The 19,204-nt window shown below is 64.7% G+C and carries 20 protein-coding genes; 3 read left to right on the forward strand and 17 right to left on the reverse strand.

Annotated elements, in window-relative coordinates:
• Positions 1 to 94: 94 nt before the first annotated feature.
• The 17 genes from IVA80_RS18390 to IVA80_RS18470 form a co-directional block, all read right to left on the reverse strand.
• Entirely contained in the window at positions 95 to 751 is a 657-nt protein-coding gene (locus tag IVA80_RS18390; protein WP_247433130.1) for a pyroglutamyl-peptidase I, read from the reverse strand.
• On the reverse strand, positions 748 to 1,734 hold the full coding sequence (gene meaB / locus IVA80_RS18395) for a methylmalonyl Co-A mutase-associated GTPase MeaB (RefSeq protein ID WP_247433133.1): 987 nt from the start codon (positions 1,732 to 1,734) through the stop codon (positions 748 to 750). The genes IVA80_RS18390 and meaB overlap by 4 nt, the downstream gene beginning before the upstream one ends.
• 22 nt (positions 1,735 to 1,756) lie before the next feature.
• On the reverse strand, positions 1,757 to 2,101 hold the full coding sequence (locus IVA80_RS18400) for a HepT-like ribonuclease domain-containing protein (protein WP_247433136.1): 345 nt from the start codon (positions 2,099 to 2,101) through the stop codon (positions 1,757 to 1,759).
• Positions 2,102 to 2,416 (reverse strand): nucleotidyltransferase domain-containing protein, encoded by a 315-nt coding sequence (locus IVA80_RS18405; RefSeq protein WP_247433140.1) that lies wholly within the window; start codon positions 2,414 to 2,416, stop codon positions 2,102 to 2,104.
• 92 nt (positions 2,417 to 2,508) lie between these two features.
• Positions 2,509 to 4,020 carry a tripartite tricarboxylate transporter permease gene (locus tag IVA80_RS18410; protein ID WP_247433144.1) on the reverse strand — a complete coding sequence of 504 codons (1,512 nt, stop codon included), beginning with the start codon at positions 4,018 to 4,020 and terminating at the stop codon, positions 2,509 to 2,511.
• A 4-nt stretch (positions 4,021 to 4,024) separates the two neighbouring features.
• Positions 4,025 to 4,519, reverse strand: a complete 495-nt coding sequence (locus IVA80_RS18415) for a tripartite tricarboxylate transporter TctB family protein (RefSeq protein WP_247433146.1) — start codon at positions 4,517 to 4,519, stop codon at positions 4,025 to 4,027.
• Positions 4,520 to 4,617: 98 nt separating this feature from the next.
• Entirely contained in the window at positions 4,618 to 5,610 is a 993-nt protein-coding gene (locus tag IVA80_RS18420) for a tripartite tricarboxylate transporter substrate binding protein (protein ID WP_247433149.1), read from the reverse strand.
• A gap of 131 nt (positions 5,611 to 5,741) precedes the next feature.
• Positions 5,742 to 6,488: an RsiV family protein gene (locus IVA80_RS18425; RefSeq protein ID WP_247433189.1), complete on the reverse strand. Its 747-nt coding sequence runs from the start codon at positions 6,486 to 6,488 to the stop codon at positions 5,742 to 5,744.
• 52 nt (positions 6,489 to 6,540) lie between these two features.
• On the reverse strand, positions 6,541 to 6,837 hold the full coding sequence (locus IVA80_RS18430; RefSeq protein ID WP_247433152.1) for a nucleotidyltransferase domain-containing protein: 297 nt from the start codon (positions 6,835 to 6,837) through the stop codon (positions 6,541 to 6,543).
• Between the two features lie 36 nt (positions 6,838 to 6,873).
• Positions 6,874 to 9,030: a methylmalonyl-CoA mutase gene (gene scpA, locus IVA80_RS18435; RefSeq protein WP_247433156.1), complete on the reverse strand. Its 2,157-nt coding sequence runs from the start codon at positions 9,028 to 9,030 to the stop codon at positions 6,874 to 6,876.
• 23 nt (positions 9,031 to 9,053) lie between these two features.
• Entirely contained in the window at positions 9,054 to 9,518 is a 465-nt protein-coding gene (locus IVA80_RS18440; RefSeq protein WP_247433159.1) for a GFA family protein, read from the reverse strand.
• On the reverse strand, positions 9,515 to 11,386 hold the full coding sequence (locus IVA80_RS18445; protein WP_247433162.1) for a methylmalonyl-CoA mutase subunit beta: 1,872 nt from the start codon (positions 11,384 to 11,386) through the stop codon (positions 9,515 to 9,517). The genes IVA80_RS18440 and IVA80_RS18445 overlap by 4 nt, the downstream gene beginning before the upstream one ends.
• A gap of 80 nt (positions 11,387 to 11,466) precedes the next feature.
• Complete coding sequence (gene folK / locus IVA80_RS18450; protein ID WP_247433165.1) at positions 11,467 to 11,958, reverse strand: 2-amino-4-hydroxy-6-hydroxymethyldihydropteridine diphosphokinase; 492 nt, start codon at positions 11,956 to 11,958, stop codon at positions 11,467 to 11,469.
• A gap of 1 nt (position 11,959) precedes the next feature.
• Positions 11,960 to 12,328, reverse strand: a complete 369-nt coding sequence (gene folB / locus IVA80_RS18455; RefSeq protein WP_247433168.1) for a dihydroneopterin aldolase — start codon at positions 12,326 to 12,328, stop codon at positions 11,960 to 11,962.
• Positions 12,325 to 13,185 carry a dihydropteroate synthase gene (gene folP, locus IVA80_RS18460; RefSeq protein ID WP_247433171.1) on the reverse strand — a complete coding sequence of 287 codons (861 nt, stop codon included), beginning with the start codon at positions 13,183 to 13,185 and terminating at the stop codon, positions 12,325 to 12,327. Before folP ends, folB begins: the two co-directional genes overlap by 4 nt.
• Before the next feature lie 245 nt (positions 13,186 to 13,430).
• Positions 13,431 to 13,838, reverse strand: coding sequence for a DUF4332 domain-containing protein (locus IVA80_RS18465; protein WP_247433175.1), 408 nt, complete (start codon positions 13,836 to 13,838; stop codon positions 13,431 to 13,433).
• Between the two features lie 19 nt (positions 13,839 to 13,857).
• Positions 13,858 to 14,223, reverse strand: a complete 366-nt coding sequence (locus IVA80_RS18470; protein ID WP_247433178.1) for a DUF2267 domain-containing protein — start codon at positions 14,221 to 14,223, stop codon at positions 13,858 to 13,860.
• Positions 14,224 to 14,574: 351 nt separating this feature from the next.
• Between IVA80_RS18470 and IVA80_RS18475 the strand changes: the two genes are divergently transcribed.
• The 3 genes from IVA80_RS18475 to IVA80_RS18485 all read left to right on the forward strand — a co-directional run bounded on the left by IVA80_RS18475 (position 14,575) and on the right by IVA80_RS18485 (position 19,097).
• Positions 14,575 to 16,200 (forward strand): helicase HerA-like domain-containing protein, encoded by a 1,626-nt coding sequence (locus tag IVA80_RS18475; protein WP_247433181.1) that lies wholly within the window; start codon positions 14,575 to 14,577, stop codon positions 16,198 to 16,200.
• Between the two features lie 134 nt (positions 16,201 to 16,334).
• Positions 16,335 to 17,663 (forward strand): glycosyltransferase family 87 protein, encoded by a 1,329-nt coding sequence (locus IVA80_RS18480; protein ID WP_247433184.1) that lies wholly within the window; start codon positions 16,335 to 16,337, stop codon positions 17,661 to 17,663.
• A 39-nt stretch (positions 17,664 to 17,702) separates the two neighbouring features.
• The gene (locus IVA80_RS18485; protein ID WP_247433186.1) at positions 17,703 to 19,097 is read left to right on the forward strand and encodes a M20/M25/M40 family metallo-hydrolase; all 1,395 of its coding nucleotides are present in this window, start codon (positions 17,703 to 17,705) and stop codon (positions 19,095 to 19,097) included.
• The last annotated feature ends 107 nt before the right edge of the window (positions 19,098 to 19,204 follow it).

Here is a 19,204-nt window from a genome sequence, read left to right on the forward strand (position 1 = left end):
GCCTCTCCTCACATCCGCTGCCGACAGGCCACGCCTTGACGGCCGCAAGCGCGGCGTCATGCTTGCGGAAATCGGGGGCCATACTTAATGGTTGCTACGAAGCCCGCGTGTTCCGGCACTTCCTTGCCAACGCCACCATCTCCATCAGCATCGCTTCCCCGGCATCCACCAGTTCCTCCAGCGTGATCCGGGCCGCGCCCTTGCGTCTTGGCGCGCCACCGCGCGCGAGCAGCGGAATATGGATGAACGCCGCCAGCCGCGGCCCGCCCGCCTTCACGTTCTCGATCGCGCGCCAGCTCAGATAGTTGCAGAGATAGGCGCCGGCATCGCGCGAGGGGCGCGCATCGATGCCGGTGAGGCGCGCCGCGCGCAGCAGCCTTGCGGTGTGGGAGCCGAACGTCATCGCGTCCGCATGGCCGGCGATGCCGCGCTTGCTCGAGCGGGTGTTGGCGGCATCGGGCCAGAGCATGGTGACGGCATTGCGCGCGCGGGTCTCGATGCGCAGGTAAGGCGTGCGCGCGGCGAGGCCGAACATCAGCAGCGCATCCGGCTTCTCCTTCGCGAGCACATCAGGCAATTGCCGATCGACCGCGGCATAGGTGACCGGGAAGATGTGGCTGGACATCTCGACGTCGTCGAATGCCGGGCGCCGCAGCCGCGTCAGCCGTGCCACCAGCGGCTGCGTCGGGTTGTAGGGCGCGCCGGGGAAGGGCCCGAAGCCGGTGAGGAGAATGCGGAGCTTGTCGCTCATTTCAGCAGCTCCAAAATCTGCTCGGCGGCGAGCGCCGGGGTGAGATGCCCATCGGCCACCTCGGCCTCGACCTTCTTTACCTTGCTGCGCACCGACGCTTCTGTGCGGAGCCGGGCCAGCATGCGCTGCTCCAGCATCGACCACATCCACTTCACCTGCTGCTCGCGCCGCCGCGCGGCGAAATCGCCGGACGCGTTCATCGCCTTGCGGTGATCGAGGATCTTCTGCCAGAGCTTTGCGATGCCATCGCCAGTCAGCGCCGAATAGGTCTCGACCGGCGGATGCCAGTGTTCGGAGCGGGGGGTGAGGATATGCAGCGCGCCGCGATAGTCCGCGGCGGTGATGTTGGCGCGCTTGAGATTGTCGCCGTCGGCCTTGTTGATCGCGATCATGTCGGCGAGCTCGACCAGGCCTTTCTTGATGCCCTGCAATTCGTCGCCGCCGCCCGGCAGCATCAGCGCGAGGAAGAAATCGGTCATGTCGCAGACCGCGGTCTCGGACTGGCCGATGCCGACGGTTTCGACCAGGACAACGTCGAAGCCGGCCGCCTCGCACAAGAGCATTGCCTCGCGGGTTTTCGCAGCGACGCCGCCGAGCGTGCCCGAGGACGGCGAGGGGCGGATGAAGGCGTCGTCGGAGGCCGACAGCCGCGCCATCCGCGTCTTGTCGCCGAGGATCGAGCCGCCGCTGCGCGCCGAGGATGGATCGACCGCGAGCACCGCGACCTTGTGGCCCTGTTCGATCAGATGGGTGCCGAGCGCGTCGATGGTGGTGGATTTGCCGACGCCGGGCGAGCCGGTGATGCCGACGCGGACCGCCTTGCCCGTATCAGGCAGCAGCATCTGCACCAGCTCGCGGGCAGCCGCCTGGTGATCGCCGCGCCGGCTCTCGACCAGCGTGATGGCCCGCGCCAGCGCCGCGCGGCTGCCGGCGCGGAGGTCACGGGCGAGGGATTGGATGTCGACGGATTTGCTACTGGTCATCGTTTGTCTTCGCGTCCAGCCATTACCGGCCCGACATGCGAATGTGTCGTTCAGCGCACGATTTCAATGGCGGAAGGTGGATGTGGATGACGTCCCAAACGATCTCGGCTTTCGTCATGTGGTAGGCATGACGCAGCAAGTTTCCGAAATCGATCATTTTGCGCCAGTCGATCCCCGGCTCGGCTTGCTTTACATCCTCTGGGATGGATCTCGACGCTTCGCAGATGATCTCGAGAAGACGTTCGATTGCCAGCCGGGCGGTTTTTTCAGAGATGAATTGATCGAACGTGAAGCCCTTCACGACCGTTTCGATGTCGGTGATAGCCTCCAGAATATCTCGCAGCCGGTCTTCCACGGTCGGCGGCATTCAGAAGACCTCGACCAGATCATCTGCGATGCGCTCAGCCATGCGCGGCTTCAGCAGGTCCCGCATCGATATTTGCGCCTGAAGTCCGAGATGGTCCTCGATCAAATGCAGAACATTGAAGTAGTCGAACCGCGGCGATTCCCCCCGTGAGGTCGTCTCGATCAGAACGTCAAGGTCGCTATCGGGTCGTGCGTCGCCACGCGCGCGAGACCCAAACAGGTACAGTCTGGTAACGCCCGCAGCCCTCAGGGCGGGCGCCAGCTCTCTAAGCTTCCCGACAAGCGTCTGGAGCGGAATGTCTGCGACCTCGGTCATGGCGAAATACTAGCACAAGGCCGCCGGCCGGCCCAGCGTCGGCAGGCCTGATCAAAGGCCCAGGAAGGCAGGCGAGGGCCGCTCGCCCGATATCACCGAATCGTTGCCGCCGCCGTCTGCACCGGTTTCACCTTGCGCCACACCCACACCATCACCGGCCAGAGCAGGGCGCCGATCGCCATGGCGGCGAGGATCGCGGAGACGGGGCGCTCGAAGAACGGCAAAATGCTGCCGTCCGACTTGATCAGCGAAGTGACAAAGGCCTGCTCGACCATGGTGCCCATGACGATGCCGAGCACCATCGCGGCCACCGGATAGCCGTTGGCCTCCATCACGTAGCCGATCACGCCGAAGGCTGCGACGGTGACGACGCCGAACATGTTGTTGCCGATCGCGAACGAGCCGACCGCGCAGCACAGCATGATGATCGGCATCACGGTGGAGCGCGGCGCCAGCAGGATGTAGGCCGCGACGCGGATCATGGCGATGCCGAGCGGGATCATCAAAATGTTCGCGATGATGAACATCAGGTAGATTGCGTACATGCTCGACGCCTTTTCGGTGAACAGCGTCGGACCCGGATTGAGGCCCTTCATGTAGAGCACGCCGATCGCGATCGCGGCGATGGTGTCGCCGGGAATGCCGAACAGCAGCGACGGCACCCAGCCCGAGGCGATGCTGGCATTGTTGCTGGCTCCGGCTTCGACCAGGCCCTCGACATGGCCGGTGCCGAATTTCTCCGGCTCCTTGGAGAAGCGCTTCGACATCGCATAGGACACCCAGGCGGCCATGTCGGCGCCGGCGCCGGGCAGCACGCCGATGATGATGCCGACGATGTTTCCACGCGTCATCTGCCAATGGTATTGCTTCGTCAGCTTCCACTGGCCGGCCATGATGCTTCCGAATTTGCGGCGCGGCAGCGGCGGCGGCTCGGGCGTCAGCATCGCGCGCATCACCTGCGCCACCGCGAAAACGCCGACCAGCGCCGGGATCGGCTCGATGCCGCCGAACAGGTCGGTGATGCCGAAGGTGAAGCGCGGCACGCCGCCGGGATTCTCGATCCCGATGCACGAGACCAGCAGGCCGAGGAACATGCCCGCGATCGCCTTTACGGGCGAGGAGCGCGCGACCAAAGTGGCGCACATCAGGCCGAGCAGCGCCAGCCAGAAATATTCGAAGGTCGAGAACGACAGCGCGATCTCGGCGAGCGGCGGCGCCAAAATCATCAGCGACAGCACGCCGGCGATGCCGCCGACGGCCGAGAACCAGACGCCGGCGCCGAGCGCAAGCTCGGCCTGGCCCTTCCGCGTCATGGCGTAGGCTTCGTCGGCATAGGCGGCCGAGGCGGGTGTGCCGGGAATGCGCAGCAGCGCGCCCGGAATGTCGCCGGAGAAGATCGCCATCGAGGAGGCCGCGACGATGGTCGCGATCGCAGCGATCGGCGAGAGATAGAAGGTGACGGGGACGAGTAGGGCGGTCGCCATCGTTGCAGACAGGCCCGGCAGCGAGCCGATGACGAGGCCGTACACGGAGGCTGCGAACATCGCGATGATGACCTCCCAGGTGGAGATCAGCGCGAACGCTTCAACGAGGGTCTTGAGCATGGGATCACCAGGGCGTCGGCAGCAGGCCGGCAGGAAGCGGCACGCGCAGCAGCTTGCCGAAGATGAGGTGGATGGCGAACGGCGACAACGCGGCGAGCGGCAGCGCCAGCTTCCACTTGGCGCCCAGCGTGGTCGAGGTCACGTAGACCATGATTGCCGCGGTGATGATGAAGCCGAGCCGGTCGGCCGCGACCACATAGAACAGCAGCAAGGCCGGCGGCAGCAAAGCGCGCAGGCCGTAGAGCTTGCCCTGCGGCGGCGGCGCCGCCGCCACCTGGCCGTCCTCGATCGGGATCAGCTCTTCCTGCTCCTCGAAGGAATGGCCGATGCCGAAGACGATCGCGAGCCCGCACAGCGCGAGCCCGATGCCGATCACGAGCGGAAATACGTTGGGGCCGACCGGCTGCCCCGGTACCGGCGGCAGCAGCCAGCCGCCATAAGCCGCAGCCGCGCCGAGCACGACGAGGAACGATCCCGTGACGGAGTCGGGAAGGCGCATGACGAGAATCCTATGCGAGGTATTCTTCCTCTCCCCGCGAGCGGGGAGAGGCGAGCAGAGCGTGCAGTCCCGAAATCATTCCAGTGACTAGCTGCGGATCACGCCTTGCTCAGGCCCGCGGCCTTCATCGCGGTGCCCATCTGGGCGTCGCCCTTGTCCATGAAGCTGCCGAACTCCTTGCCGTCGCCCCATACCGTGCCGAAGCCGCGGTTGCTCATGAAATCCTTGAACTCGGCGGAGTCGTAGACCTTCTTCAGCGCCGCGGTGAGCTTCATTGCGAGCTCCGGCGGCAGGTTTTTGGGCGCGCCGATGCCGCGCCAGGCGCCGGTCGCATAATCGATGCCCATCGCCTCCTTCAGCGTCGGCACGTCGGGGAAGATCGGGTTACGCGCCGGTGCCATGATGGCGAGGCTCCTGGCCTTGCCCGCCTCGATGATGGCGCGCGCTTCCGGCACCGAACAGGTGGTGAGGTCGAGGCCGCCGGCGGCGAGATCCTGCATCGCAGGCGCCGCGCCGTTCGACGGCACCCAGGCGACCTGGTTGGCGGGCAGGCCCATCGCCTGCATCCAGCCGACCAGCGCGAGATGCCAGATGCCGCCCTGGCCGGTGCCCGACGCCTTGAACTTGCCGGGAGGCGCCGCCTTGATGGCTTCGGCGAGGTCCTTCACCGTCTTGTAGGGCGAGGAGGAGGAGACCTGGATGCCGGGGGGATCTTCATTCATCAGCGCCAGTGGGGTGTAGCTCCTCGGTGCCAGCTCAGTCAGCCCCTGCCAGTGCATCATCGAGATTTCGACCGTGAGCATGCCGATGGTGTAGCCGTCCGGCTGGGCGGTCGCGATCGCGGTATGGCCGACCACGCCGGAGCCGCCGGTGCGGTTGACCACGTTGAAGGGTTGGCCGAGATCCTTTTCCAGAATCGCTGCGACAATACGCGCAGTCGCATCGGTGCCGCCGCCCGCGCCCCAGGGCACGATCACGGTGACCGGCCGCGCCGGATAGGCTTGTGCGAATGCGGGTGTGAGGCCGAATGCGGCGGATGCGGCAGCGGCCGCAGTTGAGGCCACAAAGGTGCGGCGTGTAATCTTGGACATCAATGCCTCCCAGCGGCGCCCGTGATACCGGGCGCTCTTGTCAATGGCGGCATTCTAGTCGGCTTTGCTGCGCCGCTGCAAGATAGCGCTACCAGCGCGCTGTGAGCAACGTTGCGCTGCTCAAACGATGGTCACTGCGGCTCCTCCTCATCTTTAGGCCGCGCGCCGCCGAAGATGCGCGTGCCCTCGGGAGTGAGGTAAGGCTTCAGCATTTCCCACGGCACGAACGCGACATATTGGCCCTCGGCGTAGGGGCCGACCGCATAGGGCGGGTAGTGGAAGGTGAGGCCTGAGCTCTTGCCCGGTTCCGTCGACGACGCGAGCGTCACCGCGCCGATCTTGAGCAGGCTCGGTGCGAGCTCCTTGAACCACTCGTCGGTCGCGGTGTCGCTGGTATCGCGCTTCTTCTTCTCGATTTTGAGCGAGGCGATCACGGCCTTCGCCATCGCCTTCATGGTCTGGCCGTTGTCGGCGGTCTCGGTGAAGAACGGGCGGATCGAGATGCGCTTGCCGTCCGTCTTGTCCCACAGGATCGTGTTCACGTCCGAATTGGGATGGGCGCCATGGGTGTCCATGTAGTCGCTGCGCAGGACACTGACATAGCGGTCGGCGACGACAGAGCGGATCGCATATTTGCGCTCAAAATCCCAGCCGCCGTCCTTGAAGTACTGCGGATCCTGCTTGCGCGAGGCCGCAGCTTCGCGTGCGTTCTTGTCGAGCCACTTCTTGCCCTCAGCCAGACAATCCGCTGCCAGCACCGCATCCGCTTTGATCCCGTCGTCGAGGAAGACGCGCGCCTCGATGCTCTTGTTTTTGATGAGGGCGTCGGGTTGGGGGGCGGCATAGGCGGACATCGCGCAAGTTACGCTGAGCGCCATTGCGACGCTCAATCTTGTCATGAACTTCAAGAGTGGTGCTCCCGTACGAGCGTCAGAATATTTCGAGGATGTCGTTTGCGATGCGCTGTGCAAAGCGGGGCGCAATAGAGCGGCGGACGGTTGCCTGCGCCTGCAAGCCGGTCGCATCCTTGATGATGTGCTCGACATCGATCAGGTTGAGCAGCGAAAAGGAGGTGTCCGGCTCGATCTCAACCAGGACATCGATGTCGCTGTCCGGACGATAATCGTCGCGAGCCAGAGAACCGAAGAGGGCGAGCTTCGACACGCCCTTGCCTTTGATGGCATCGGCGTTCTCGCGTATCGCAGCGATGATTTCGTCGCGCGTCATGTCACAACCTGGCCGGTTACACGGCCAGTCTATCATCTACTCCGCCGCCTCGCTATGCCCGAGCCGCGCATTCAGCTTGCGGATCAGCTCCTCGGCCGCATCTGCGATGACGGTGCCGGGCGGAAAGATCGCTTCGGCGCCGGCCGCATAGAGCGCGTCGTAATCCTGCGGCGGCACCACGCCGCCGACGATGATCATGATGTCGTCGCGGCCCTGCTTCTTCAGCGCGGCCTTCAGCTCGGGCACCGCGGTGAGGTGGGCGGCGGCGAGGGAAGAGACGCCGAGGATGTGCACGTCGTTCTCGACCGCCTGGCGGGCAGCTTCGTCCGCCGTGGCAAACAGCGGCCCGATGTCGACATCGAAGCCGATGTCGGCGAACGCGGACGCAATCACCTTCTGGCCGCGGTCATGGCCGTCCTGGCCGATCTTGGCGACCAGGATGCGCGGGCGGCGGCCTTCCGCCTCCTCGAAGGCGTCGATCAGCGCCTGAACCTTCTCGACCCGGTTACCCATGCTGGACGCCTCCCGCTTGTAGACGCCGGTGATGGACTTGATCTCGGCGCGGTGCCGGCCGAACACCTTTTCCATCGCGTCCGAAATCTCGCCGACGGTCGCTTTCGCCCGTGCCGCGTCGATCGCGAGCGCGAGCAGATTGCCATTGCCTTCGCCGGCCGAGCGCGTCAGCGCGGCAAGCGCCGCATCGACGTCCTTCTGATTGCGCTCGGATTTCAGGCGCGTCAGCTTGTCGATCTGGAGGCGGCGGACATTGGTGTTGTCGACCTTGAGGATGTCGAGGGGAGCTTCGTCGGTCGGCTTGTACTTGTTGACGCCGATCACCGCCTGCTTGCCGGCATCGATCCGGGCCTGGGTCTTGGCCGAGGCCTCCTCGATGCGCAGTTTCGGCACGCCGGCCTCGATCGCCTTGGCCATGCCACCGAGCTCCTCGACCTCCTGGATGTGGCTCCAGGCCTTCGCCGCGAGGTCGCGGGTGAGACGCTCGACATAATACGAGCCGCCCCAGGGATCGATGATGCGGGTGGTGCCGCTCTCCTGCTGGAGGAAGAGCTGGGTGTTGCGGGCGATGCGCGCTGAGAAGTCGGTCGGCAAGGCGAGCGCCTCGTCGAGCGCGTTGGTGTGCAGCGACTGGGTGTGGCCCTGGGTCGCCGCCATCGCCTCCACAGTCGTGCGCATCACGTTGTTGAAGACGTCCTGTGCCGTCAGCGACCAGCCCGAGGTCTGGCAATGCGTGCGCAGCGACAGCGAGCGCGGATCCCTGGGGTTGAACGGCTTGAGCAGCTTCGCCCAGAGCAAGCGCGCCGCGCGCATCTTGGCGACTTCCATGAAGAAGTTCATGCCGATTGCCCAGAAGAACGACAGGCGCGGCGCGAAGCGGTCGACATCGAGGCCGGCGGCAAGACCGGCACGCAAATATTCGACGCCGTCGGCCAGCGTATAGGCGAGTTCGAGGTCCTGCGTCGCGCCGGCTTCCTGCATGTGATAGCCGGAAATGGAGATGGAATTGTACTTCGGCATTTTTTGCGAGGTGTACGCAAAAATGTCGGAGATGATCCGCATCGAGGGCGCGGGCGGATAGATGTAGGTGTTGCGCACCATGAACTCTTTCAGAATGTCGTTCTGAATGGTGCCCGACAGTTTTTCCGGCGCCACGCCCTGTTCGCCTGCGGCCGCGACGAACAGCGCGAGGATCGGCAGCACCGCGCCGTTCATGGTCATGGACACGCTCATCTGGTCGAGCGGAATCCCTGCAAACAGCGTGCGCATGTCGTAGATGGAATCGATCGCGACGCCGGCCATGCCGACGTCGCCGCCGACGCGCGGATGATCGCTGTCATAGCCGCGATGGGTGGCGAGATCGAATGCGACCGAGAGGCCCTTCTGTCCGGCCGCGAGGTTGCGGCGGTAGAACGCGTTGGAATCCTCGGCCGTGGAGAAGCCGGCATATTGCCTGACCGTCCAGGGCTGGTTGACATACATGGTCGGGTAGGGGCCGCGCAGATAAGGCGCGATGCCCGGATAGGTCTCGAGGAAGTCCAGGCCGGCGACATCGGCCTCGCCATAGGCGGGCTTCACCAGAATGCCCTCGGGCGTCAGCCATGGCTCGGCGCTGCCGGCAGTTGCGGCGGTGGCGGCCCGCTCGAAGGCGACGTCGGCGAAATTGGGAATGCGGCTCATGGTTTCAACCATATCATTGGCGCTCAATCATGGTCCGGATGCTGATGGCTGACGATGGTCGCCATCTTCTCCGGTCCGTAATTCTGCTGCGTGGTCTGGCTCGGCAGGTTGGAGATTCCGACCACCCAGCCGAGACGGGACTCCGTGCCAAACTGCCGTGTTGGCACGATTTGGTCAGGACGATCGAAGGCGCCGGTCATGATCTCGATCCGGTCGCCGCCGATGCGGCCAAAGCTCAGCGGCGTGCCGCAGGCGGCGCAATAGCCGCGATCGGCGATCGAGGAGGAGCGGAAGAACGACGGCTGGCCCTTGGTCCAGGCGAAGTCCGTCCGGTTGATGTCGGCGAAGGAGGCGAACGGCGCGCCGCTGGCCTTCTGGCACATCCGGCAGTGGCAGATCGAGACGCGGTTCGGCGCGGTGGTCACTGCAAAGCGCACCGCGCCGCATTGGCAGCCGCCGGTGAGAACGGGTTTGCTGGTTTCGGTCATGCCTGCTCCATCCGTCGGTAGGCGTCTTGCAGTGTCGCAAGCGCATCGCCTCCGGCGAAGACAAAGCCCGTGACGCCGGCCGCACGGAGTGCCGCCTCGGCATCGGTCGGACGGCCTGCCAGATAGATATGTCGCGCGCCGGCGGTTTGCAGGGCCTGTGCGGCAGCTTCCGCCTGGCCGGCATAGACCTTGTCGCTGGAACAAAGGCATGCGAGTTCCGCGCCCGAGGCTTTGAAGGCGGCTACGAGCGTGGCTGGATCGGCAAATCCCTCGCTGTCGACGGCCAAAATGCCGCCGGCCTCGAAGAAGCTTTTTGCGAAGGTTGCGCGTGCGGTGAAATCGGCAGGCGTGCCGAGATTGGCCAGAAACACTTTTGGCCGCGCGCCGCGTGCCTTCAACGCCGCATCGGATTTGTCGCGCAGCGCCTCGAACGGTTCCGCCAGCCGGATCGGCGGCAGAGCATCGAACTTGTATGTCTGCTCGCCGTAGGGTGCCAGCGCGACCGGCGTCGCCGTCAGCACCGCCGTCTCGCTCTCATGCAGGTTCGGAAACTCGCTGGCGCCGGTCAGCACCCCGCGGCGCTTTGCGATGTTGGCGTCGCGCGCTTTTCGCGCAGCCGCGACCTTGCTCTGGAACACGCCTTGCTGAAGCGCGGCAAAGGCGCCGCCGGCCTTCTCGCTCTCCTGGAACAGCGCCCAGGCCGCTTCGCACAGCTGCGCGGTCAACGTCTCGATGCCGCCTGCGCCGGCCGCGGGATCGCTGACCTTGGCGAGGTTGCTTTCTTCCAGCAGCAGAAGCTGCGTGTTGCGCGCCACGCGCCGCGCGAACGGGTCGGGCAGCCCCAGCGCCAGCGTATGTGGCAGCACCGTGATCGCATTGGCGCCGGCGAGCCCCGCCGCGAACGTCGCGATGGTCGCGCGCAGCATGTTCACGTAAGGGTCGCGCTGCGTCAGCATGCGCCAGGCGGTATCGGCGGCAATGAACAGCGGCTTTGGTGCCAGGCCGCACGCCGTCTCGATGCGCGCCCACAGCAGCCGCAAGGCGCGGAATTTTGCCATGGTCAGGAACTGGTCGGCGTCGGCGGCCAGCCGCGCATAGACCATGCCCTGCGCCTGCTCCAGTGGAATGCCGGCGCCTTCGATCGCGCGCAAATACGCTACGCCGCAGGCGAGCACGAAGGCGAGTTCCTGAACCTCGGTGCCACCGGCATCGTGGATCACGCGCCCGTCGGCCGAAGCAAACGGTCCCTTGAAGCCGAGCGCGGCGAGACCCTTGATTGCGCCGGTCACGGCCGGAACGATCTCGTCCCACGTGTAGGGGCTGTGACCCCACACCGCGCCGGCCGAGAGTGGATCGAGCCCAAAGCGGATGTTGCAGGCCGCGGGATCGAGACCCCCGTTCTTCACATATTCCGCGACATGGATCGCCGCCATCCGCGATTGCGGGCCGATCTGGAGCTCGATGCCGATGCCGGCATCAAGATGAATGTCCTTCAACACTTTTGAAACCGCATCGGCCGAAGGTTCCAGGCCGAAACCGTAAGCGCCAATACCGCCGGCGAACACCAGCGCCAGACCCGTCGCGCCATTTTCGAGATCGGTCAGTGCCTGCGCATTCGCGAGCGCCGCATCGGGATGGTCGATCCGCTGCATGATCTGCCAGGGCGCAGCCGCCGGCCGTCCCACCACGGGCGCAACGCCCGTGGCGCGCGGATAGAGCGGATCGATCTTGAGGCCGTCATAGGTCTTGCCGACCAGCTTCTCGAACGGCGCGCCCTTCAGCACGCCGTCGACCAGCTTGCGCCAGTCTTCGACCGTGGCCTTGGGGAAATCCGCCGCCAGCGGCAGGTCGTCAGTCACGGTGGTCATGCGGCGAAGGGCTCCCAAAATCTTGTTGTTCGCAGGCGAAATTGCCACGGCCGGCCGGCCCTGCAAACGGTTGTTTTTGGTTAACCGGTATCCGGAAGCCGCTCAATGCCTTGCGTCGAGACGCTGGCGAGCCCGTCACGCACACGAATGCCTGCGATCACGCGGTCGGGCGCGATTTCGGCGAGCGGCACCAGCACGAAAGCGCGCTCGAACAGGCGCGGATGCGGCAAGCTCAGGTCGGGCTTCTGCAAGCTGACATCGTCATAGGCGATCATGTCGAGATCGAGCGTGCGGGGGCCCCAACGCCGCTCCTTGTCTCGTGTGCGGCCGAATTTCTGCTCGACCCTTTGTAGCACGAACAGCAGCGCGTGCGGATCGAGGCCGGTCTCGATTTCGATGCAGGCATTGATGAAGGGGGCCTGGTCCTCGTCGCCCCAGGGCGGCGTCGCGTAGTCCGACGAGCGCGCGATCAGCACGCCCTGCGCCATGCCGCAGATATGGGCGATCGCCTTCTGGAACGTCGCGCGGACATCGCCGACATTGCCGCCGAGTGCGATCAGCACGTTTCCCATGTCAGGGATGCCGCGAGCGCGTCAGCATGATGCCGACGTCGTCGAAGATCGCAGCGATCGGCGCATGCGGCTTGTGCACGGTGATCTTCACGGCGCGGATGCGCGGGAAGTGCGACAGGATGGCGTCGGCGACCGCGCCGGCCGCGCGCTCCAAAAGCTTGTAATTGGTGTTCTTGAACGCCGCCGTCGTGGTCGCCACGACTTCGGCATAGGACACCGTATCGGCGAGCCGGTCGCTGCGCGATGGCTCCGACAGGTCGGTATAGAGTTCGAGATCAATGACAAAACGCTGGCCGACTTGGGTCTCGTGATCCATCACGCCGTGGCGGGCGTGGATCGACAGGCCGGTGACGAAGATCGTATCGGTCATTGCTTGCTCTCGATTGCGTGCGCCACCCGCAGGGCCTGCAAGGTCTCGGCGACGTCGTGGGTGCGGATGATTTTGGCGCCGCGCTGCGCGGCGATGAGGTGCGCCGCGATCGAGCCGGCGAGACGCGCCGACGGCTCCGACGGCGACACCGAGGCGATGAAGCGCTTGCGCGAGGCACCAACCAGGATCGGCAGCCCAAACATGTCGAATTCACGCAGCCGTGCCAGAGCTATCATGCTCTGCTCGGCCGTCTTGCCGAAGCCGATGCCGGGATCGAGCACGATTTTCTCGCGCGCGATGCCGGCCTTGGCGGCGATGTCCAGCGAGCGCTGAAAGAACCCCTTCATATCCGCGATGATGTCGATGGCGGGATCGGCGCTGTCGCGGTTGTGCATGACAATGACGGGGACGCCTCTCGCGGCGATGAGCGGCGCCATGCCGGCGTCGCGTTGCAGGCCCCAGACGTCGTTGGCGATTGCAGCGCCCTGGTCGAGCGCAAAGGCCACCACCTCTGCTTTCATGCTGTCGATCGACACGGGAACGCCGAGCGCCACCACTTCGGCCAGCACCGGCTCAAGCCGGGCGAGCTCGTCGTCCGCCGTCACCGGCCGGACGCCCGTGTAGGGCCGGGTGGACTCGGCGCCGATGTCGATGATGTCGACTCCGGCCTCAATCATCTCCCGCGCCCGCGCAAGTGCCTGGTCGGGTACGATGAATTCGCCGCCGTCGGAGAAGGAATCCGGAGTGACGTTGAGCACGCCCATCACCGCCGGGATGGACCGTTCCAGCAGCGTCCGCAGCACGTCAGGCCCGGCCGAGCCGGCCGGCGGGACGGAAGGGGAGGGCGAGGCGTTCATGTGGCTGGATTTGCGCGGTCGGGGAGGGGGAGTCAAGACGGGATTGATTGCTACGCGTGCCCATCGGTCACCCCCGCGCCACTCCTTCACCGTCCCCCCCGCGCAACGGCAAAGCCGTTGTCGCTGGAGGTGGCCGCTTCTTTAGCGGCCCTCCTCGAAGGGCGACGGCCCCGCTCTCGCAGCGTGGCCGTTCTTCGATCGAGGCTCCCCGCGCGGTGCTATGCACCGCACGGCTCGCGCCTAAGCTAATACGTGATCTTCGGCGCGAGCTTCTTCGCCTTGGCGATGATGTCGCCGACCGATTTTTCCGAGGGCAGGATGCGGACGAGCTTCTTCTTCTCGTTGGTTTCCCGCATGCTCTGGGCGAGCCTTGCCGGGTTGCGATAGGCAAGCTCGCGCACGGTGGTAACGCCGGCGGCGCGGACGAGGCCGACCTTGGCCCGGCCCATGCCGGGGATGCGCATGTAGTCGGAGACGTTGGCCCATTCCAGCAACTGCTGCTCGCTGATGCCGGTCCTGGCGGAAAGGGCCTTGCGGCCCTTCACGGTCGAGGCCGCCTCGAGCAGCGCGTCGGTCGTGCGGATTCCTTGCGCCTTCAACTTGTTGGCGGCAAAGGCCGGCAGGCCCTCAATCTCTGAGATCGGATATGTCATGATACTCGATATGAAAAGCTCAGGCGAACTGGCCGAGACCCGGCGTCCCTGCGATGATCTTGCCCATCCGATCCGCTCCGATTTTGTCTCGGCCGTAGCGGAAAAGTTCACGGGCGATGGTTTGAATATCGGACATGCCGAGTCCCAGGCTCATCAGGCGCGTGCCGACGGCCATCAGGCCACCGCCCATCAGCCGCGACAGTCCGCCGCCGGTCGTGGACGCTTCGATCACCGCTTCTGCACCTGGAATCTGGTCGATCAGGGCCTGGACGCTATCGGAAGGACCTTCGCTGCGGAGGAAGCCCAGGATAATGCCGACGGTCTTTTCAGCCACAGCACTATCTATGCTGGCGTTTGTCGCCAGCCGCCCGATCAACTCGTCCATAACGCCCGCCCTCAGCCGGTTTGCACGCCGGAGTATTACTTTCGAAAAATGATCTTGAGCCGGGGCGATGTGAAATACAAGCGATGAACGCACGCGACCTCGCGATTCACTCTCGAACGCACGAGAAGTGTTGCAGCGATGCAAGAGCGGAGACGAAATCATTGAGCAATTGCCGCAGTGCGAACGCGTCGCTTCGACTTTCGGCGGATGTCATTCGCGCGTTCTCCGACAATGTCGCATGTCAAGGTCGCGTGGAACGGTTTCAATCGGTGTACGACATGCGTTAAACTACTGTACTGGAGCGCGCGAGTTTCGATACGCGAAATTCCGCAGAAAGATCAGAGAGAATAAATGACGGCACAGGACAGCAAGCTCGGTGACACCGACGACAAGATCTTCGTCGGCAAGGGAGACGAGCAGGCATGGCTGACACTGGCGCTCGCTAATCGCCACGGCCTCGTCACCGGTGCAACCGGAACCGGCAAGACGGTGTCGCTGCAAGTCATGGCAGAAGGATTTGCGCGCGCCGGAGTTCCGGTGTTTGCCGCCGATATCAAGGGTGATCTCTCCGGCATCTCCGAAGTCGGCGAGGCCAAGGATTTCATCGTCAAGCGTGCCACCGAGATGGGGCTGACGTTTCAACCCGACCAGTTCTCGACGGTGTTCTGGGACGTGTTCGGCGAACAAGGCCATCCGGTGCGGGCGACCGTCACGGAAATGGGGCCGCTTCTGCTCGCGCGCATGCTCGACCTGAACGATGTGCAGGAAGGCGTGCTCAACGTCGCCTTCCGCGTCGCCGACGACAATGGGCTGACCCTCATCGACATGAAGGATCTGCGCGCGCTGCTCGACGCCATCGTGCCGGATGCCGGCAAGAAGGGGGCGGATGCCGAGGAAGGTGCGCTTGCCGACATCAAGAAGGCGGCCCAGGGTTTTGGCAACGTCACCAAGGCCACCGTAGGCACCATCCAGCGCCAGCTCCTGGTGCTGGAGAATCAGGGCGGCACCAAATTCTTCGGCGAGCCGGCGCTGACGCTGAAGGACTTCATGAAGACCGACCGCGACGGCCGCGGCATGGTCAACATCCTCGTCGCCGACAAACTGATGCAGAGCCCGCGGCTTTACGCGACATTCCTGCTGTGGATGCTGTCGGAATTGTTCGAGGTGCTGCCCGAGGCCGGCGATCTGCCGAAGCCGAAGCTGGTGTTCTTCTTCGACGAGGCGCATCTGTTGTTCAACGACGCGCCGAAGGCGTTGATGGACAAGATCGAGCAGGTGGTGCGTTTGATCCGATCCAAGGGCGTCGGCGTCTATTTCGTGACGCAAAACCCGGTCGACGTGCCCGACCGCGTGCTCGGGCAATTGGGCAACCGTGTGCAGCATGCACTGCGCGCCTTCACCCCGCGCGACCAGAAGGCGGTCGCCGCCGCGGCCCAGACCTTCCGGCCCAACCCGAAGCTCGACACCGCCAAGGTGATCATGGAGCTTGGCAAGGGCGAGGCGCTGGTCTCCTTCCTCGAAGGCAACGGTACGCCGACGATGGTCGAGCGGGTGATGATCCGGCCGCCATCAGCCCGCATCGGACCGATCACGCCGGACGAACGCAAGGCGATCATGGATGCGAGCCCAGTGAAGGGCAAATACGACACCGCCGTCGATGAAGAGTCCGCCTACGAGATGCTTCAGAAGCGCATTGCCGGCACGGCTGCAACTGCCGATGCCGGTACGGCCGGCGGAGGAGCCGGCGGCATCCTCGGCCAGATCGGCTCGATCGTCGGCACCATCTTCGGCACCAACGTCAAGCGCGGCCGCCTGTCGACGGGGCAGGTCATCGCGCGCGACGTCACGCGATCGGTCACAAACCAGGTGATCGGGGGAATGGCGGCCAATGTCGGCAAGTCGGTTGCCGGCCGGCTCGGTGGCTCGGTCGGCCGTACGCTCGTCCGCGGCGCGCTCGGCGGGCTGCTGCGTCGGTAGGCAGCAAAGCCCTGTTTGAGGCAATTCGTTCGCAAACCCGCCGCTTGGGCGCGACGGGTACAAATTCGGGTGAACAGGACTCTCCAAGCGTCCGTTGGTCTGCTAGGTGCTATGGCCCCTGACTGGACCCCACCGTGACCTCAACTGAACCTTTCGCCAACCGCGGCGCACTGCGAGCCCTGTCGTTGCGTGCGCCGCTCGACCTGCTCTTCCTGCTCTGCTGCTTCATCCTGACCGCGGACGTCCTCGGTCCCGAGATATTCGGTCATGGCAAGACCAAGGACTATGGGCTTTGGTACTGGGCCGGACAGCAGGTCCTCAGCGGTGGGCCGCTCTATCCCGGCGACATCGGTGCGTATTTCGAGTTCATCTATCCACCGCTGCCGGCGATCCTGCTGGCGATCCCGAGCTGGTTCGGCAAGATTGCGCTCTACACCGTGCTGTCGATCCTGAACGTCGTGGCGTGGTGGTACACGGGGATGTTTTCCAATGCCATGACCGGTTCTGGCCGCAGGCCCGGCCCTTGGCTGGAGGCGCTGCCGGCCCTGGTCACCGTGACTTTCGTGTTCGACATGTTCGATCTTGGCCAGCCGAACCTCGTCCTGCTGGCGATGATGCTCTACGGCTTCTGGAGCTTGCAGCATCAGCGCTCCTGGCTTGCAGGCTTCATGTTCGCGCTTGCCACCGCCATCAAGGTGTTTCCGATCGCGGTGCTGCCCTACCTGGTCTGGCGGCGAAAGTGGGCGGCCGTCGCCGCTACGGTCGCCTTCACCGGCATCCTTCTCTATGTCGTGCCGGCGCCCATTCGCGGCTTCGAACGCAACGCCGCCGAGCTCAAGACCTGGTATCAGGCCATGGTCGGATCGAGCTCGGAAAAGGGCTTTGGCCAGCGCGACGAGCAGAACTGGTCGTGGGTCAACCAGTCCCTCATTGCCGTGACGCATCGTCTGGTCCGGCCGATCAACTACAATCAGGAGGATCCCAACAAGCCGCCGCGCACGATGAATGTCATCGACGTCGACTACACGACGGCGAACTGGATCGTGCTGGCGCTCGCCGCGCTGCTCGGGCTCGGCTTCCTCGCGGTGATGCCACGGCAAGCGCGGCGAACGGCGCGCTCGGATGCAGAGGAGCTCGCCATCCTGTTCTGCCTGATGACGGTGGCATCGCCTTTGGCGCGGCAATACTATTTCATGTGGCTGTTCTTCCCGATGACGGTGCTGATGCATCGCGCCGCCTTCGATGAGCGGGCCAATGTGCGGCTGGGAACCTGGCTCGCGCTCGGCGCTGCCGGCATCCTCATGCTGCTGTCGCTGCCGTGGTTTCCAAATGTCATCCAGGCCTGGGGCAACAATTTGATGGCAACCGCTATCATCGGCGGTGCGCTCGCTTGGCACATCCGCCATCCGCCGGTTGCGGCTGGCCCCAAGGCTGTGACAGGACTAAAAGCGCAGACATCTTGAGCCCCCGATTTATCGAGACCCAAAGCAGGGAATACGACAATGGCCAATGCGCAGCTTCAATCCGTGCTCGACCACATCGACGAGGAGTTCGACAACAGCTTGGAGCGTCTGTTCTCGCTGTTGCGGATCAAGTCGATCTCCGCGGATCCGGCCTTTGCCGGGGATTGCAAGGCGGCGGCCGAGCATCTCGCCAAGGACCTCGCGGGCCTCGGCGTTGCGACCGAAGTGAGGCCGACCGCGGGCCATCCCGCCGTCGTCGGCAAGATCGGGACGGGCGGACGGCCGCACGTGCTGTTCTACGGCCACTATGATGTGCAGCCGGTCGATCCGCTCGATCTCTGGCACCGTCCGCCGTTCGAGCCTGTCGTCGCCGACCATGCCGACGGCCGCAAGATCATCGTCGCGCGCGGCGCCGAGGACGACAAGGGCCAGGTCATGACCTTCGTCGAGGCCTGCCGCGCCTGGAAGAAGGTCACGGGATCGCTGCCGATCGACGTCACCTTCCTGATCGAAGGCGAGGAGGAGGTCGGCTCGAAGAACTTCGTCCCCTTCATCGAAGCCAACAAGGACGAGTTCAAGGCGGACTACGTGCTGGTCTGCGACACCGGCATGTGGGATCGCAACACGCCGGCGATCACGACGTCGCTGCGCGGCCTTCTCTATGAAGAGCTGAAGATCACCGCCGCCAATCGCGATCTGCATTCCGGCGTGTTCGGCGGCAGCGCGATGAACCCGATCCGGGTGCTGACGAAAATTCTGGGCAGCCTGTTCGACGACGACAACCGCATCACCATCCCCGGTTTCTATGACGGCGTGAAGGATCTGCCGCCTGATATCCTGGAGCAGTGGAAGAAGCTCAATCTCACGCCGGAGATGTTCCTCAAGCCGATCGGCCTGTCGATCCCCGCCGGCGAGAAGGGCCGGCTGCTGATCGAGCAGGCCTCCTCGCGCCCGACCTGCGACGTCAATGGCATCTGGGGCGGCTATATCGGCGAAGGCTCCAAGACGGTGATCCCGTCGCACGCTTCAGCCAAAATCTCGTTCCGGCTGGTCGAGGGGCAGGATCCCCAAAAGATCCGCAAGGCCTTCCGCGACTACGTGACGGCGCGGCTTCCCGGCGACTGCAAGGTCGAGTTCGGCGATCATTCCGCCGCGCCCGCGGTGGCGCTCGACTGGAACATGAAGCCGCTTGCGGCGGCCAGCAAGGCGTTGACGGAGGAGTGGGGCAAACAGACCGTGCTGATGGGCTCGGGCGCCTCGATCCCGATCGTCGCCGATTTCAAGCGCACGCTCGGCCTCGACTCGCTGCTCGTCGGCTTCGGCCTCGACGACGACAACATCCACTCGCCGAACGAGAAGTACGACCTCCGCAGCTTCCAGAAGGGCATCCGTTCCTGGGCCCGGATTCTCGCGGCGCTGGCGGAGGTGAAATAGGAACGGTGCCGTAGCAACCATTAAGTATGGCCCCCGATTTCCGCAAGCATGACGCCGCGCTTGCGGCCGTCAAGGCGTGGCCTGTCGGCAGCGGATGTGAGGAGAGG

Source organism: Bradyrhizobium sp. 139, from assembly GCF_023074175.1.
In the GTDB taxonomy this organism is placed as follows: Bacteria; Pseudomonadota; Alphaproteobacteria; order Rhizobiales; family Xanthobacteraceae; genus Bradyrhizobium.

Bases quoted from the DNA above. Each gene is read 5' to 3' on its own strand.
- IVA80_RS18390 (WP_247433130.1), bottom strand. From the start codon at position 751: ATGAGCGACAAGCTCCGCATTCTCCTCACCGGCTTCGGGCCCTTCCCC.
- meaB (WP_247433133.1), bottom strand. From the start codon at position 1,734: ATGACCAGTAGCAAATCCGTCGACATCCAATCCCTCGCCCGTGACCTC.
- IVA80_RS18400 (WP_247433136.1), bottom strand. From the start codon at position 2,101: ATGCCGCCGACCGTGGAAGACCGGCTGCGAGATATTCTGGAGGCTATC.
- IVA80_RS18405 (WP_247433140.1), bottom strand. From the start codon at position 2,416: ATGACCGAGGTCGCAGACATTCCGCTCCAGACGCTTGTCGGGAAGCTT.
- IVA80_RS18410 (WP_247433144.1), bottom strand. From the start codon at position 4,020: ATGCTCAAGACCCTCGTTGAAGCGTTCGCGCTGATCTCCACCTGGGAG.
- IVA80_RS18415 (WP_247433146.1), bottom strand. From the start codon at position 4,519: ATGCGCCTTCCCGACTCCGTCACGGGATCGTTCCTCGTCGTGCTCGGC.
- IVA80_RS18420 (WP_247433149.1), bottom strand. From the start codon at position 5,610: ATGTCCAAGATTACACGCCGCACCTTTGTGGCCTCAACTGCGGCCGCT.
- IVA80_RS18425 (WP_247433189.1), bottom strand. From the start codon at position 6,488: ATGGCGCTCAGCGTAACTTGCGCGATGTCCGCCTATGCCGCCCCCCAA.
- IVA80_RS18430 (WP_247433152.1), bottom strand. From the start codon at position 6,837: ATGACGCGCGACGAAATCATCGCTGCGATACGCGAGAACGCCGATGCC.
- scpA (WP_247433156.1), bottom strand. From the start codon at position 9,030: ATGAGCCGCATTCCCAATTTCGCCGACGTCGCCTTCGAGCGGGCCGCC.
- IVA80_RS18440 (WP_247433159.1), bottom strand. From the start codon at position 9,518: ATGACCGAAACCAGCAAACCCGTTCTCACCGGCGGCTGCCAATGCGGC.
- IVA80_RS18445 (WP_247433162.1), bottom strand. From the start codon at position 11,386: ATGACCACCGTGACTGACGACCTGCCGCTGGCGGCGGATTTCCCCAAG.
- folK (WP_247433165.1), bottom strand. From the start codon at position 11,958: ATGGGAAACGTGCTGATCGCACTCGGCGGCAATGTCGGCGATGTCCGC.
- folB (WP_247433168.1), bottom strand. From the start codon at position 12,328: ATGACCGATACGATCTTCGTCACCGGCCTGTCGATCCACGCCCGCCAC.
- folP (WP_247433171.1), bottom strand. From the start codon at position 13,185: ATGAACGCCTCGCCCTCCCCTTCCGTCCCGCCGGCCGGCTCGGCCGGG.
- IVA80_RS18465 (WP_247433175.1), bottom strand. From the start codon at position 13,838: ATGACATATCCGATCTCAGAGATTGAGGGCCTGCCGGCCTTTGCCGCC.
- IVA80_RS18470 (WP_247433178.1), bottom strand. From the start codon at position 14,223: ATGGACGAGTTGATCGGGCGGCTGGCGACAAACGCCAGCATAGATAGT.
- IVA80_RS18475 (WP_247433181.1), top strand. From the start codon at position 14,575: ATGACGGCACAGGACAGCAAGCTCGGTGACACCGACGACAAGATCTTC.
- IVA80_RS18485 (WP_247433186.1), top strand. From the start codon at position 17,703: ATGGCCAATGCGCAGCTTCAATCCGTGCTCGACCACATCGACGAGGAG.